The sequence below is a fragment of the Pseudomonas sp. R1-6 genome, from assembly GCF_051132115.1.
Lineage (GTDB): Bacteria > Pseudomonadota > Gammaproteobacteria > Pseudomonadales > Pseudomonadaceae > Aquipseudomonas.
On record NZ_CP071662.1, the window covers coordinates 1,522,626 to 1,535,828 of the forward strand.

General features: G+C 60.2%; 12 protein-coding genes. 6 read left to right on the forward strand and 6 right to left on the reverse strand.

Going from position 1 to position 13,203, the window contains the following annotated elements; genetic code table 11:
• Positions 1 to 85 precede the first annotated feature (85 nt).
• The 4 genes from J3P81_RS07190 to J3P81_RS07205 form a co-directional block, all read right to left on the reverse strand.
• Positions 86 to 1,918 (reverse strand): ABC transporter ATP-binding protein, encoded by a 1,833-nt coding sequence (locus J3P81_RS07190; RefSeq protein ID WP_434562893.1) that lies wholly within the window; start codon positions 1,916 to 1,918, stop codon positions 86 to 88.
• 84 nt (positions 1,919 to 2,002) lie between these two features.
• Positions 2,003 to 2,566 (reverse strand): peptidylprolyl isomerase, encoded by a 564-nt coding sequence (locus J3P81_RS07195; protein ID WP_434562895.1) that lies wholly within the window; start codon positions 2,564 to 2,566, stop codon positions 2,003 to 2,005.
• 4 nt (positions 2,567 to 2,570) lie between these two features.
• A complete protein-coding gene (locus J3P81_RS07200) occupies positions 2,571 to 3,374 on the reverse strand; it encodes an alpha/beta fold hydrolase (RefSeq protein ID WP_434562897.1) in 804 nt (267 codons plus the stop codon).
• 14 nt (positions 3,375 to 3,388) lie between these two features.
• Positions 3,389 to 4,312 (reverse strand): LysR family transcriptional regulator, encoded by a 924-nt coding sequence (locus tag J3P81_RS07205; protein ID WP_256233402.1) that lies wholly within the window; start codon positions 4,310 to 4,312, stop codon positions 3,389 to 3,391.
• A gap of 50 nt (positions 4,313 to 4,362) precedes the next feature.
• On the opposite strand from J3P81_RS07205, the gene J3P81_RS07210 reads away from it, so the two are divergent.
• The 4 genes from J3P81_RS07210 to J3P81_RS07225 all read left to right on the forward strand — a co-directional run bounded on the left by J3P81_RS07210 (position 4,363) and on the right by J3P81_RS07225 (position 7,886).
• Complete coding sequence (locus J3P81_RS07210; protein WP_420766660.1) at positions 4,363 to 4,677, forward strand: 3-phosphoglycerate kinase; 315 nt, start codon at positions 4,363 to 4,365, stop codon at positions 4,675 to 4,677.
• Positions 4,678 to 4,827: 150 nt separating this feature from the next.
• The gene (locus J3P81_RS07215) at positions 4,828 to 5,427 is read left to right on the forward strand and encodes an FMN-dependent NADH-azoreductase (RefSeq protein ID WP_434562899.1); all 600 of its coding nucleotides are present in this window, start codon (positions 4,828 to 4,830) and stop codon (positions 5,425 to 5,427) included.
• 341 nt (positions 5,428 to 5,768) lie between these two features.
• Entirely contained in the window at positions 5,769 to 6,635 is an 867-nt protein-coding gene (locus J3P81_RS07220; RefSeq protein ID WP_420766658.1) for a carboxylate/amino acid/amine transporter, read from the forward strand.
• A gap of 288 nt (positions 6,636 to 6,923) precedes the next feature.
• Positions 6,924 to 7,886 carry an IS110 family transposase gene (locus J3P81_RS07225; RefSeq protein WP_434560453.1) on the forward strand — a complete coding sequence of 321 codons (963 nt, stop codon included), beginning with the start codon at positions 6,924 to 6,926 and terminating at the stop codon, positions 7,884 to 7,886.
• A 28-nt stretch (positions 7,887 to 7,914) separates the two neighbouring features.
• Here the strand turns inward: J3P81_RS07225 and J3P81_RS07230 are convergent, their stop codons facing one another.
• Positions 7,915 to 9,213, reverse strand: coding sequence for a mechanosensitive ion channel family protein (locus tag J3P81_RS07230; RefSeq protein ID WP_420766657.1), 1,299 nt, complete (start codon positions 9,211 to 9,213; stop codon positions 7,915 to 7,917).
• A 192-nt stretch (positions 9,214 to 9,405) separates the two neighbouring features.
• Here J3P81_RS07230 and J3P81_RS07235 point away from each other — a divergent pair, with 192 nt between their 5' ends.
• Positions 9,406 to 10,752: a DEAD/DEAH box helicase gene (locus tag J3P81_RS07235; protein WP_434562901.1), complete on the forward strand. Its 1,347-nt coding sequence runs from the start codon at positions 9,406 to 9,408 to the stop codon at positions 10,750 to 10,752.
• Positions 10,753 to 10,975: 223 nt separating this feature from the next.
• Here J3P81_RS07235 and J3P81_RS07240 read toward each other — a convergent pair whose 3' ends face one another.
• A complete protein-coding gene (locus J3P81_RS07240; protein WP_434562903.1) occupies positions 10,976 to 11,251 on the reverse strand; it encodes a hypothetical protein in 276 nt (91 codons plus the stop codon).
• 245 nt (positions 11,252 to 11,496) lie between these two features.
• On the opposite strand from J3P81_RS07240, the gene J3P81_RS07245 reads away from it, so the two are divergent.
• Positions 11,497 to 13,203, forward strand: coding sequence for a ShlB/FhaC/HecB family hemolysin secretion/activation protein (locus tag J3P81_RS07245; protein ID WP_434562905.1), 1,707 nt, complete (start codon positions 11,497 to 11,499; stop codon positions 13,201 to 13,203).

A 13,203-nucleotide genomic window follows, 5' to 3' on the forward strand; every position in this document is an offset into this window, starting at 1 on the left:
CGCAGTGTCAGATACAGTTTGGGGCTGCTACGCAACCCAGCGGGAGCAAGCTCCCTCGCCACGGGGGTTTGTACCTAACCAGGGTTCAGTCGATCCCCACGAACCCACCCGTCTGATGCTGCCACAGCCGCGCGTACAACCCACCCTGGGCCAGCAACTCGGCATGGCTGCCGGTCTCGGCGATGCGACCCTTCTCCAGCACCACCAGCCGGTCCATCCGGGCGATGGTGGAGAGGCGGTGGGCGATGGCGATAACGGTTTTGCCTTGCATCAGCGTCTCGAGGCTTTCCTGGATGGCCGCCTCGACTTCCGAGTCCAGCGCGGAGGTCGCTTCGTCCATGATCAGGATTGGCGCGTCCTTGAGCAGCACCCGGGCAATAGCGATGCGCTGACGCTGGCCGCCAGAGAGCTTCACGCCGCGCTCGCCCACGTGGGCATCGAAACCGGTGCGGCCCTCAGCGTCTGAGAGCAACGGAATGAATTCATCGGCCCGGGCCTTGTGTACCGCTTCCCAGAGTTGCGCGTCGGTGGCGTCGGGCTTGCCGTAAAGCAGGTTGTCGCGAATCGAACGGTGCAGCAGCGACGTGTCCTGGGTGATCATGCCGATGCGTGCGCGCAGGCTTTCCTGGCCGACGTGGGCGATGTCCTGGCCGTCGATGAGGATGCGCCCGCCCTGCACGTCATAAAGGCGCAGCAGCAGGTTGACCAAGGTCGATTTGCCGGCGCCGGACGGGCCGATCAGGCCGATTTTCTCGCCCGGCTTGATCACCAGGTTGAGGTCGCTGATCACGCCGCTTTTCTTGCCGTAGTGAAAATCCACCTGCTCGAAACGCACTTCGCCCTGGGCCACCGCCAACGGCTTGGCCTGATCTCGGTCGGTGACGCTGACGGGCTGGGAGATGGTCTGCAAGCCGTCCTGGACCATGCCGATATTCTCAAAAATGCCGGTGACCACCCACATGATCCAGCCGGACATGTTGACGATGCGGATCACCAGTCCGGTGGCCAGTGCAATCGCGCCGACGCTGATCAGCGACTGGGTCCACAGCCACAGCGCCAGGGCTGTGGTGCCGACGATCAGCAGCCCGTTCATGCTGGTGATGACCACATCCATGCTGGTCACGACGCGACCGGCGAGCTGGGCTTTTTGAGTCTGCTCTTCGATGGCTTCGCGAGCGTATTGCTGTTCGAAGTTGGTGTGGGCGAACAGCTTCAGGGTGGTGATGTTGGTGTAGCCATCGACGATCCGCCCCATGAGCTTTGAACGGGCATCGGAGGACACCACCGAGCGTTCCTTGACCCGGGGGACGAAGTAATAGAGCGCGCCGATGTAGGCGGCGATCCACATCAACAGCGGGATCATCAGGCGCCAATCGGCTTCGGCGAACAGCACCAGCGAGCTGACGGCGTAGATCAGCACGTGCCACAACGCATCCACGGCCTGCACCGCCGAGTCCCGCAGCGAGTTGCCGGTCTGCATGATGCGTTGGGCGATACGCCCGGCAAAATCGTTCTGGAAGAAGTTGAGGCTCTGCTTGAGCACATAGCTGTGGTTTTGCCAGCGGATCAGGCTGGTCATGCTGGGGCTCAGGGTCTGGTGAACCAGCAAGTCATGCAGGGCGACGAAAATCGGCCGAAGAACCAGTGCGACCACCGCCATCCAGGCCAGTTCGAGGCCGTGGAGCTTGAAGAACTCTGCGTTGGGCGTGGCCTGGGTCAGGTCGATGATGCGGCTCAGGTAGCTGAACAGCGCCACTTCGATCAGCGCGCCGATCAGGCCGACCACCAGCAGCACGGCGAAGCTGGGCCAGACCTGTTTCAGGTAATACGTGTAAAAGGGCAGGACGCGGTTCGGCGGGGCCGAAGTCGGGGCGTCGCGGAAGATGTCGATCAGTTTTTCGAAACGGCGATAAACCATGGGGTACCTAGCCCGGGCAGGGCTCTCCTTTTTTGCTGTGGGCGGCGCGGGATCGCCGACGCCGCCCAGGCTTGCCCTGTGGGTTTAGTCGATGCGCTTGGCCGACTTGATGATCACAGGGTCGACCGGCACGTTTTGCATGCCTTGCTTGGTGGTGGTCTGGGAGTTGACGATGATGTCCACCACGTCCATCCCCTTGACCACCTTGGCGAACACCGCGTAACCAGCGTCGCGACCCGGATCCAGGAAGGCGTTGTCGGCCACGTTGATGAAGAACTGGCTGGTGGCCGAATCCGGGTTGGATGTGCGGGCCATCGACAAGGTGCCGCGTACGTTGTGCAGCCCATTGCTGGCTTCGTTCTTGATCGGCGCCTTGGTGTCTTTCTGTTGCATCTGTTGGGTGAAACCGCCGCCCTGGGCCATGAAGCCCGGGATCACACGGTGGAAAATCGTGTTGTTGTAGAAGCCGCTGTCAACGTACTCAAGAAAATTCTTGGTACTGATAGGGGCCTTGACCGGGTCCAGTTCGATTTCAATCTGACCGTTGGTGGTGTCCAGCAATACGTGAGGGGCCTTGGCCGGTTGCGCGGCCATCAGGTTGGCAGCAAAGAGGACGGAGCCGGCGGCGAGGGCGATTTTTTTCAGCATGGGTTCAGTGATCCTGAGTAGTGGAATCGATTGCGATCAAGAATTCGAGCAGGGTTTGGTTGAAGCGTTCGGGTTGATCCAGCGGCGTAGCGTGCCGTGAATCGGTGATGACTGCCAGTCGTGCGTCAGGCAAACGCTTTGAATAGGCTTCTTTCAGCGCCACCGGGGTGTAGTCGTGGTCGGCGCAAATGATGAGGGTTGGACAGGCAACTTGCGACAGGCGTTCCTGTACGCCCCAGCCGACAATGGCGTCGAAGCTGGCCAGATAAGCACGTTTGTCATTCATTGCCCAGCGCCGGGCCATTTCCAGGCGCAACTCGGTTTGTTCAGGTTTGGGGAACAGCTTGGCACCGAGGGCCTTGCCGATGGTTTCCAGGCTGAGCAGCCGCATCAGGCTCCAGCGCTTGAACCATTGCCAGCAATCGTCGGGCGTGCGGACCTTGACCTCCGGGGCGCTGTTGACGATGCACAGGCTCTTGACCCGCGCGGGTTCGTCCACGGCCAGTTGGAAGCAGATCATGCCGCCCATGGACCAGCCCACCAGATGCACCGCGCCCAGGCCGAGGTAATCGATCAGGGCGCTCAGGTCGTCGCTGAACCCTTCGATGCTGTAGCGCTCACGCGGCTTGTCGGACCGACCGTGTCCGCGCACATCCAACACGATCAGGCGATAGCGGGCGGACAGCACCGGGATCTGCTTTTCCCAATCCCGTGTGCTGGAGCCCAACCCGTGGACCAGCACCAGGGGCGCGCCGTGGCCATATTCCTCATAGTGCAGGTTGCAACCTTCGTGCGCAAAATAGGCCATCGGCGAGTTCCTTGTCAGGCTTGTTCAGGTGCGGCGAACGGCGCATCCAGCGGCGCGGTATCAAAGGTGCGCAGCAGCTCGATGAGGATTTGCGTGGCCGGGCCCAGAGGTTTTTCCTTGTTGGAGAACAGATAGAAAGTCGAGTTGCGGCTGCCTCCTTGCTCCAAGGGTAGACGCTTGAGCAAGCCTTCCTTGAGCTCTCGTTCGATCATGTGCCGCGGCAGCCAGGCGAACCCCAGGCCGCTGCCTACAAACGTCGCGGCGGTGGCCAGGCTGCCTACGGTCCAGCGTTGTTCGGCACCGAGCCAGCCGACGTCCCTGGGCTGCTGGCGACCGGAGTCACGGATGACCACTTGCAGCTGGCTTTCCAGGTCCTGGAAACTCAGTTCGCGGTTGAGGCGATGCAGGGCATGTTCGGGGTGGGCCACCGCGACGAATTCGACGTCGCTCAACTCCGCGCCCAGGTAACCAGGGATGCTGAAGCCGCTGATGGCCAGGTCGGCCACGCCTTCGAGCAGCACTTCTTCGACGCCCGACAACACTTCTTCGCGCAGGCGCACCCGGCAGCCCCGGCTTTGTGGCATGAATGCCGTGAGGGCGCGGACGAGGCGGGCGTTGGGGTAGGCCGCATCCACCACCAGACGCACTTCCGCTTCCCAGCCTTGCTCCATGTGGTGGGCCAGGTCTTCCAGTTGGCTGGCCTGCTTCACCAGTTGCCGCGAGCGGCGCAGCAGCACGCCGCCGGCCTCGGTCAGCACCGCCTTGCGCCCATCGATGCGCAGCAGCGGCACGCCGAGCTGGTCTTGCATGCGAGCCACGGTGTAGCTCACCGACGATTGCGAGCGGTGCAGCACTTCGGCGGCCTGGGCGAAACCACCGTGGTCCACCACCGCCTGCAACGTTCGCCATTGATCAAGGGTCACGCGGGGCGCTTTCATATTGAGCTCCTCTTGTCCTAAGCTGGCGGTCCCTTGGTGGAGACTGCCGAATGAAAAAAATCTGTTGTGCGGTGCTGGCCCTGCTGCCGCTGACTGCATTTGCCTACCCGATCGATGTGGAAAAACACCTCAACGGCCTGAGCATCGACTACAACGCCTACGACACCGACGCCGACATCGGCTCGATCCAGGTCAACAACTACGGCAGCACCGATGCAACCTGCAAAGTAGTGTTCCGCAACGGCCCGGAGGCGCCGCGCACCCGCAACATCGAAGTCGCCGCCGGCAAGTTCAAGAACGCCACCGCCAAGTTCAACCGCAACATCATCAAGCTGCGCATCGAGCTGACCTGCAAGCCGAAATAGCCAGCGGCGGGGCAGCATCACAAAGCTTGCCCCGCTTATAAACAAAAATATCGATGGTTGGCAGCAATTATTTGCGCTTTTTCATCGATATGATCACGCTTAACCTTCACTCCATCGACTGACAACATTCTCAGATGGAGCCTACAAGCCATGTCCCGCGTCCTGATCATCGAAAGCAGCGCCCGCCAGCAAGATTCGGTTTCCCGTCAACTGACCCAAACGTTTATCAGCCAGTGGAAAGCCGCGCACCCGGCCGATGAGATCAGCGTCCGCGACCTGGCAATCAATCCGGTGCCGCACCTGGATGCCAACTTGCTGGGCGGCTGGATGAAGCCTGCCGAGCAACGCAACGACATCGAGAACGCTTCGCTGGTACGCTCCAACGAACTGACTGACGAACTGCTGGCCGCCGACGTCCTGGTGATGGCGGCGCCGATGTACAACTTCGCCATTCCCAGCACTTTGAAAGCCTGGCTCGACCATGTGCTGCGTGCTGGTGTGACCTTCAAATACACTCCCACCGGTCCTCAAGGTCTGCTGACCGAAAAGCGCGCCTTCGTGCTCACCGCTCGCGGCGGCATCCACGCCGGCGGCGCCACAGATCACCAGGAACCGTACCTGCGCCAGGTCATGGGCTTCATCGGTATCCACGACGTGACCTTCATTCACGCCGAGGGCATGAACCTGGGTGGCGACTTCCAGGAGAAGGGTTTGAACCAGGCCAACGCCAAGCTTTCCCAGGTCGCCTGAGCCGTTAATCTTCGGATAATCGCCGGGTGTTCTAGTGACTCGGCGCTTCCCTTCAAACCGTTTTGCGCATCGAACCTCCCTTCGCACTTTCACAGCTCCTGAGTGCACCCGCCCGATTGAACGCTTAAGCGAGATCGGGCTTTTTTTTGTCTGGGATATTCCATTCGCTGAATGCCCATGTGGGAGCGAGCTTGCTCGCGATAGCGGTGGATCAGCCATGTAGATGTTGGCCGGCCTGCCGCTATCGCGAGCAAGCTCGCTCCCACAGGGTTCAGTGTTCGGAGATTCGCGACAACCATCAAAACCCGCTATCTTCGCCGCCATTCAAAACGAGGGGCGGTATGGGCTATCTACTTTTTGTAACGCTGATCCAGGCGTTTTCCTTCAGCCTGATCGGCGAATACCTGGCGGGGCATGTCGACAGTTATTTCGCGGTGCTGGTGCGGGTCGTGCTGGCGGGGCTGGTGTTCATCCCCCTGACGCGCTGGCGCCAGGTCGAGCCGTCGTTCATGCGCGGCATGCTCTTGATCGGTGCCTTGCAGTTTGGTGTGACCTACGTCTGCCTCTACCTGAGTTTCCGGGTGTTGACGGTGCCGGAAGTGCTGCTGTTCACCATCCTTACACCCCTGCACGTGACCTTGATCGAAGACGCCCTCAATCGGCGCTTCAATCCCTGGGCATTGGTTGCGGCACTGGTGGCCGTGGCCGGTGCGGCGGTGATTCGTTATGACAGGATCAACCCGGACTTCTTCATGGGTTTCCTGCTGCTGCAACTGGCCAACTTCACCTACGCGGCCGGGCAGGTGCTTTACAAGCACTTGGTGGCGCGTCACCCAAGCGATCTGCCGCATTACCGGCGTTTCGGTTATTTCTACCTCGGTGCATTGATGGTGGCGTTGCCGGCGTTCCTGCTGTTCGGCAAAGCCGACTTCTGGCCGCAAGCGCCGTTGCAGTGGGGCGTGCTGGTCTTCCTCGGCCTGGTTTCCACCGCGTTGGGCCTCTACTGGTGGAACAAAGGCGCGTGCCTGGTCAACGGCGGCACGCTGGCGGTGATGAATAACCTGCACGTGCCGGTGGGGTTGCTGGTGAACCTGCTGATCTGGAACCAGCACGAGGCGCTGGGGCGGTTGGTGTTGGGTGGTTCGGTGATACTGGCGGCGGTGTGGATCAGTCGGTTGGGGGTACGCCAACCGCTCGTTACACGCTGACCTCTGTGGGAGCGAGCCTGCTCGCGATGGCGTTGTATCAGTCAGCATCTATGTTTCTGACACACTGCTATCGCGAGCAAGCTCGCTTGTATGTTTAGACTTGAAGGGGTGGGCAGGACTAAAAGCTCGATTCCGACTCTAGCCAGTACGGACCGTGGGAGACTTCTCATCCCGCCCTTTCTACCTAAAGCGCCGATAAGGAATTCATCGGTAAAACCGACGATAGAAGCAAGCCAGCGCTACGGTAGACCCCGACAAGCATCTAAACCCTAGCTCCGAGGATTCGAGATGACAATCCTTACCTCTCCAGCGGTTATCGGTATTGATGTCGCCAAGGCTGAAATTGTCGCTTATCGCGAGGATCTGAAAAGCATTCAAATCGTCGATAACAATCGTGAAGCCCTTGTCCGTTGGCTCAAAATGTTGCCAGCGCAAAGCTTGATTGCCTTGGAAGCCACCAGCTTTTATCACCTGGATACGGCTGAACTGGCCCATGGGATGGGGCACAGGGTTTATGTTGTGGATGCCTATCGTGTGGCCCATTACCGCGAAAGCATTGGGCAGCGGGCAAAAACCGACCCTTGTGATGCACGTTTGCTGGCGCGTTATCTGACGAATGAACAGCAACGGTTACGTGCCTGGACACCACCTTCAGATGCCTACAAAGTGCTAAGAAGCCTGCTACGCAAGCGTGCAGAACTGATCAAAGCTCGCGTCAGCCTCATGCTGAGCTGGTCGAGCGAACCGCTTCTGAAAGATATCCTGACCCAGCAACTGGACGCCTTCAAGCAAAGCGATCGGGCCATTCAGAAGTTATTGCGTGAAGCCAGCCAAGGGGCGGGGATTACTGAGAATATCAACCGCTGCAAAGCCATTGAGGGTGTGGGCGAACTGACGGCAACAAGCCTGGCGACCGCATTCATGCGAGGTGACTTCGCCAGCGGCGATGCGTTCATTGCCTTTTTAGGGATGGACCTGAGGCCAAAAGACTCCGGAAAAAAACACAGTCCCAGACACCTGAGCAAGAAAGGAGATGGCGAGCTGCGACGCTTGGCACACACCGCAGCAATGGCGGCTTGCCGGTCTCCAGTCTGGAAGCCTTACTACGAGTCCTGCTTGGCAAGAGGTTTCGCCAGAACCCAAGCGTTGGTGAGCCTCGCCCGTAAATTGTGTCGGGTGGCATTCGCCCTGATGAAAAACCAGAGCGAATATCGCTCTAATTCTATGCTGCAGGGTTCCCCTGCAACATAGAATCTCCCACAGGCGAATGGGGTTGGCTTTAGACCGCCTGCTTCTCCGGCTCCGACAAGTGACTCGCCCCCAGCGCCGCCGGCAGCAATCCCGCCCGCAAATCCGTGCCGCTCGGCTGCTGGTACAAGCCCAGCCCGAACTCCGGCATCACCGCCAGCAGGTAATCGAAAATATCCCCCTGGATGCGCTCGTAGTCGGCCCACACGGTGGTACCCGTGAAGCAGTAGATCTCCAGCGGGATCCCCTGGGCGGTGGTCTGTAGCTGCCGGACCATGCAGGTCATGTTCGGCTGGATCTCGGGGTGGCTTTTCAGATAGGCCAGGGCATAGGCGCGAAAGGTACCCAGGTTGGTCATGCGCCGACGGTTGGCCGACATCGCCGCGACGTTGCCCTGGGCTTCGTTCCAGGCCTTGAGCTCGGCCTGTTTGCGGCCGATGTAATCAGTCAGCAGGCGAACCTGGGACAGGCGCTGCTCTTCGTCGTCATGCAGGAAGCGCACGCCACTGGCGTCGATGAACAGGCTGCGCTTGATCCGTCGTCCGCCGGATTGCTGCATGCCGCGCCAGTTCTTGAACGACTCGGACATCAACCGCCAGGTGGGGATCGAGACGATGGTCTTGTCGAAATTCTGCACCTTCACCGTGTGCAGCGTGATGTCCACTACATCACCGTCGGCGCCCACTTGTGGCATTTCGATCCAATCGCCAACCCGCAGCATGTCGTTGCTGGTTAGCTGCACGCTGGCGACGAACGACAGCAGGGTGTCCTTGTAGACCAACAGGATCACCGCCGACATCGCACCCAGGCCCGACAGCAGCAACAGCGGCGAACGATCGATCAGCGTGGCGACAATGATGATCGCGCCAAACACGTACAACACCATTTTCGTGAGCTGCACGTAGCCTTTGATCGAGCGGGTGCGCGCGTGTTCGGTGCGGGCGTAGACGTCCAGCAGGGCGCTGAGCAAGGCGCTGATGGCCAGCAACACGAACAGGATGGTGAAGGACAGTGCGACATTGCCCAGGAAAATCATGCTGGTCTTGCTCAGCCCTGGCACCAGGTGCAAGCCGAACTGAATGATCAGCGACGGCGTCGTCTGCGCCAGGCGATGAAAAACTTTGTTCTGGCGCAGGTCGTTGACCCAGTGCAGCGCCGGCTGGCGGCCGATCAGCTTGGCGCCGTGCAGGATCAAATAGCGCGCCACCCGTCCAAGCACCAGCGCGATCGCCAGCAGCAACACCAGCGCAAGGCTCGAATGCAGGATCGGATGTTGATCAAGGGCGCCCCAGAAATCCTGGAGGTTGAGCCAGAGTTTTTTGATATCCATGGGCGAGTCGGTTCTTTTATGAGCGCGAGGGGCGAATTAGAGCATTTTAAGCGGCGGGAAGTGACCGTTGATCGTGAATCCAATCATGACAACACACTGATTTGCGGCCGTTTGCATAAAGAAACTCGGCCTTCGCGCTCGAAACCGTTACCCTATGCAGCTGTTTTTTTGCATTTCTTCGAGGTAGCACCCGTGTTTTCCCAATTCGCCCTGCACGAACGCCTGCTCAAAGCCGTGGCCGAGCTTAAATTTGTCGAGCCAACGCCGGTGCAGGCAGCGGCTATTCCGCTCGCGCTCCAAGGGCGTGACCTGCGGGTGACGGCGCAGACCGGCAGCGGCAAAACGGCCGCGTTCGTGCTGCCGATCCTCAATCGCCTGATCGGCCCGGCCAAGGTCCGTGTCAGCATCAAGACGCTGATCCTGCTGCCAACCCGTGAACTGGCCCAGCAGACCTTGAAGGAAGTGGAGCGCTTCTCGCAGTTCACCTTCATCAAGTCCGGCCTGATCACCGGCGGCGAAGATTTCAAGGTCCAGGCCGCCATGCTGCGCAAGGTTCCGGACATCCTGATCGGCACCCCTGGGCGGATGATCGAGCAGCTGAACGCCGGCAACCTCGACCTCAAGGAAGTCGAAGTGCTGGTGCTCGACGAAGCCGACCGCATGCTCGACATGGGTTTTGCCGAAGACGTCCAACGCCTGGTAGACGAGTGCGTGAACCGCCAGCAGACCATGCTGTTCTCCGCCACCACCGGCGGTTCGGGCCTGCGCGAGATGATCGCCAAGGTGCTGAACAACCCCGAGCACCTGCAGCTCAACGCGGTCAGCCAGCTGAACTCCACCACCCGCCAGCAAATCATCACCGCTGACCACAACCAGCACAAAGAACAGATCGTGAACTGGCTGCTGGCCAACGAGACCTACGAAAAGGCCATCATCTTCACCAACACCCGGGCCATGGCCGACCGCATCTACGGCCGCCTCGTTGCCCAGGAATACAAGGCGTTCGTGCTGCACGGCGAGAAGGATCAAAAGGACCGCAAGCTGGCCATCGACCGTCTGAAGCAGGGCGGCGTGAAAATCCTCGTCGCCACCGACGTCGCCGCCCGTGGCCTGGACGTGGAAGGCCTGGACATGGTCATCAACTTCGACATGCCCCGCAGTGGTGATGAATACGTTCACCGCATCGGCCGTACCGGTCGTGCTGGCAACGATGGCTTGGCGATCTCGCTGATTTGCCACGGCGACTGGAACCTGATGTCGAGCATCGAGCGCTACCTGAAGCAGAGCTTCGAGCGCCGCACCATCAAGGAAGTCAAAGGCACCTACAGCGGACCGAAGAAGGTCAAGGCATCGGGCAAGGCCGTTGGCGTGAAGAAGAAAAAGGTCGACGGCAAGGGCGACAAGAAAAAGACCGGCGCCAAGGCTCCGACCAAACGCAAGACCGCCAACCGCCCGAAGACCGACGCGCCGTCGCTGATCAGCAAGGACGGCATGGCCCCGCTCAAGCGCCGCAAGCCAGAGGCGCCGGCGGCTGAGTGAAATCGCGTTAACGCTGCATAAAAAAACCGGACCTTGGTCCGGTTTTTTATTGAGGGAATTCCACAACCCTGTGGCGAGGGAGCAAGCTCCCGCTGGGCTGCGAAGCAGCCCTAAAACCAGCGACTCGGTGTGCCAGGAGCAAACGGGGGGCTTTTATTGGGGCTGCTGCGCAGCCCAGCGGTAGCAAGCTCCCTCGCCACAAAAGCGGGTCGTGCCCGACTCATCACTCCGCCTTCTTCTGCGCCTCTTCCAACTCCTGCAGACGCTTGTCGATCAACTGGCACTTGTCCGGCACGTCCTTGCTGGATGTCTCCATGTTCATGGCCTGCAGTTCTTCGTTCATCTCTTTTGCCTTGGATGGGTCCTGCTCGGTGAGCTTGGCGACTTTGTCCGCCAGTTGCTCGCGTTTGATGGTGGCTTCTTCAGGCGTGCACGTCGCCCAGGCCGGCAGGGCGCAGGCGAGAGTGGCGGCGAGGGTGAGTTTGAGGAAGGTTTTCATGGCTCGGGCCTCGTGTTCCTTTGATGGGCGGATATTCGGTTGAGGCTGGGCTGCGTTGGAAAGTTCATTTGATCGCCATGGCGGCGTCCTAGGGCGTGGCGGAACTCGCTTTTTCGGCTCCAGCTTGATTACAGATGAACGGACGCCTCGATCAACTCAAAGCACGCACGGTTGGTTGACGTCAAAATGATGGCTCATTAATATCGTGCCACTATTTTGATATTGCTTTTGTCGAGGGATCGAACATGTTCTCACCCGCCTTTTGGGCGAGGTTGTGCGTGGCTTTGCTGTGCCTTTCTCCGCTTTCCCTGGCTCACGCCGCTCCAACTCCCGGTGACACCGACCTGATCCGTGAACGCCAGAATCGCTTGCTCGAAGATCAGCGTCGGCGCCTCGAAGAGCTCAAGGATCTGCCGGGCAAGGAGACCAAGCCTGCCCAGCCGACCGCACCTGCCAACACCCGTTGTTTCCACATCAAAACCATTGAACTCAAGGGCGCCGACAGCCTTTCCTCCAGCGAGCGCGAGCGCCTGCTCAAGCCCTATATCGACCAATGCCTGGGCGTGCCGCAGCTCAACGAACTGCTCAAAGTCATCACCGACTACTACATCGAGAAAGGCCTGGTCACCAGCCGTGCCTATCTGCCCCAGCAGGATTTGTCCGGCGGGCACCTGAGCGTGTTGGTCGTGGAGGGGCGACTGGAAGGCCTGAAGGGCGCCGAGAACAGCCGGTTGTCCGAGCGTGAACTGGCGATGGCGTTTCCCGGCAAGATTGGCGAGTTGGTCAACCTGCGGGAAATTGAACAACTGGTGGATCAGCTCAACCGCCTGCCGTCGAACCAGGCCAAAATGGAGCTGACCCCCGGCCAGAACGTCGGCGGTAGCGAAGTTCTGGTCACCAACGATCCGCAAAAGTCCTGGCGCGCCGGCCTGTCCCGCAGTAACGACGGCCAGCGCAGCACCGGCGAGCAGCAGTGGGGCACCCGTTTTGAATGGGACAGCCCGCTGGGGCTGGCCGATCAGTTGATGTTGCGCGGCGGTCACGATGCGATGACCGACCACCAGCACACCTCCAACAACGCCATGCTCTTTTACAACCTGCCCTGGGGTTGGTGGAATTTCAGCTACATCTACAGCCAGAGCGAGTACCGCTCGCAGACCCCGGCCAATGGCTTCAACTTCAAGCAGACCGGCGACAGCCAGAACCATCAGCTGCGCGTCGAGCGGGTGATCCATCGCGACGCCGTGAGCAAGACCGCCCTCAACACCGGCCTGGCCTACCTGCGTACCAACAGTTACATCGAGGACAGCAAACTCGATGTCAGCAGCAATCGCCTCAGCGAAGGCCAGTTCGGCATCAACCACGGTCGCCGGGTCGGCAACGCTTTCGTCAACCTGGACCTGGGTGTGCAGCAAGGCATCGGTGCTTTCGATGCCCAAGGGGACAACGACCCAGGCCCCGGCCAAGCCGACGCCCGCTACCGCAAATACACCGCCACCGTCAGCTATCTGCAACCGTTCAAGGTGTGGGGCGAGTCCTTCAGTTTCAGCAGCTTGATAACGGGCCAGCGCAGCGAAGACGTGTTGTTCAGCCCACAACGCATGAGCCTGGGCGGGCTGTCTTCGATCCGAGGCTACAAGGATCAGTCATTGTCCGGTGACAGCGGCTGCTACTGGCGCAACGACGTGCGCTGGAGCCGCCCGGTGACGCTGCAATGGTTGCGCCCGGTATTCGCCGAATACGGCACCAGCCTCGGTTACGACCAAGGTGTGATCCGGGGTGATCGCTACAACGGCAGCGAACACGGGCGCATGTCCAGCAACTCGGTGGAGTTGTTCGCCCGCGGCCAATACCTGAGCGCCAGCGTCACCTTCGCCCATTCCCTGGAGCGCCCGGATGCCCTGACCGAGCGCGAAGCGCCGATCTACTTCCAACTCGACGTATCCATTTAA

Bases quoted from the DNA above. Each gene is read 5' to 3' on its own strand.
- J3P81_RS07190 (WP_434562893.1), bottom strand. From the start codon at position 1,918: ATGGTTTATCGCCGTTTCGAAAAACTGATCGACATCTTCCGCGACGCC.
- J3P81_RS07195 (WP_434562895.1), bottom strand. From the start codon at position 2,566: ATGCTGAAAAAAATCGCCCTCGCCGCCGGCTCCGTCCTCTTTGCTGCC.
- J3P81_RS07200 (WP_434562897.1), bottom strand. From the start codon at position 3,374: ATGGCCTATTTTGCGCACGAAGGTTGCAACCTGCACTATGAGGAATAT.
- J3P81_RS07205 (WP_256233402.1), bottom strand. From the start codon at position 4,312: ATGAAAGCGCCCCGCGTGACCCTTGATCAATGGCGAACGTTGCAGGCG.
- J3P81_RS07210 (WP_420766660.1), top strand. From the start codon at position 4,363: ATGAAAAAAATCTGTTGTGCGGTGCTGGCCCTGCTGCCGCTGACTGCA.
- J3P81_RS07215 (WP_434562899.1), top strand. From the start codon at position 4,828: ATGTCCCGCGTCCTGATCATCGAAAGCAGCGCCCGCCAGCAAGATTCG.
- J3P81_RS07220 (WP_420766658.1), top strand. From the start codon at position 5,769: ATGGGCTATCTACTTTTTGTAACGCTGATCCAGGCGTTTTCCTTCAGC.
- J3P81_RS07225 (WP_434560453.1), top strand. From the start codon at position 6,924: ATGACAATCCTTACCTCTCCAGCGGTTATCGGTATTGATGTCGCCAAG.
- J3P81_RS07230 (WP_420766657.1), bottom strand. From the start codon at position 9,213: ATGGATATCAAAAAACTCTGGCTCAACCTCCAGGATTTCTGGGGCGCC.
- J3P81_RS07240 (WP_434562903.1), bottom strand. From the start codon at position 11,251: ATGAAAACCTTCCTCAAACTCACCCTCGCCGCCACTCTCGCCTGCGCC.
- J3P81_RS07245 (WP_434562905.1), top strand. From the start codon at position 11,497: ATGTTCTCACCCGCCTTTTGGGCGAGGTTGTGCGTGGCTTTGCTGTGC.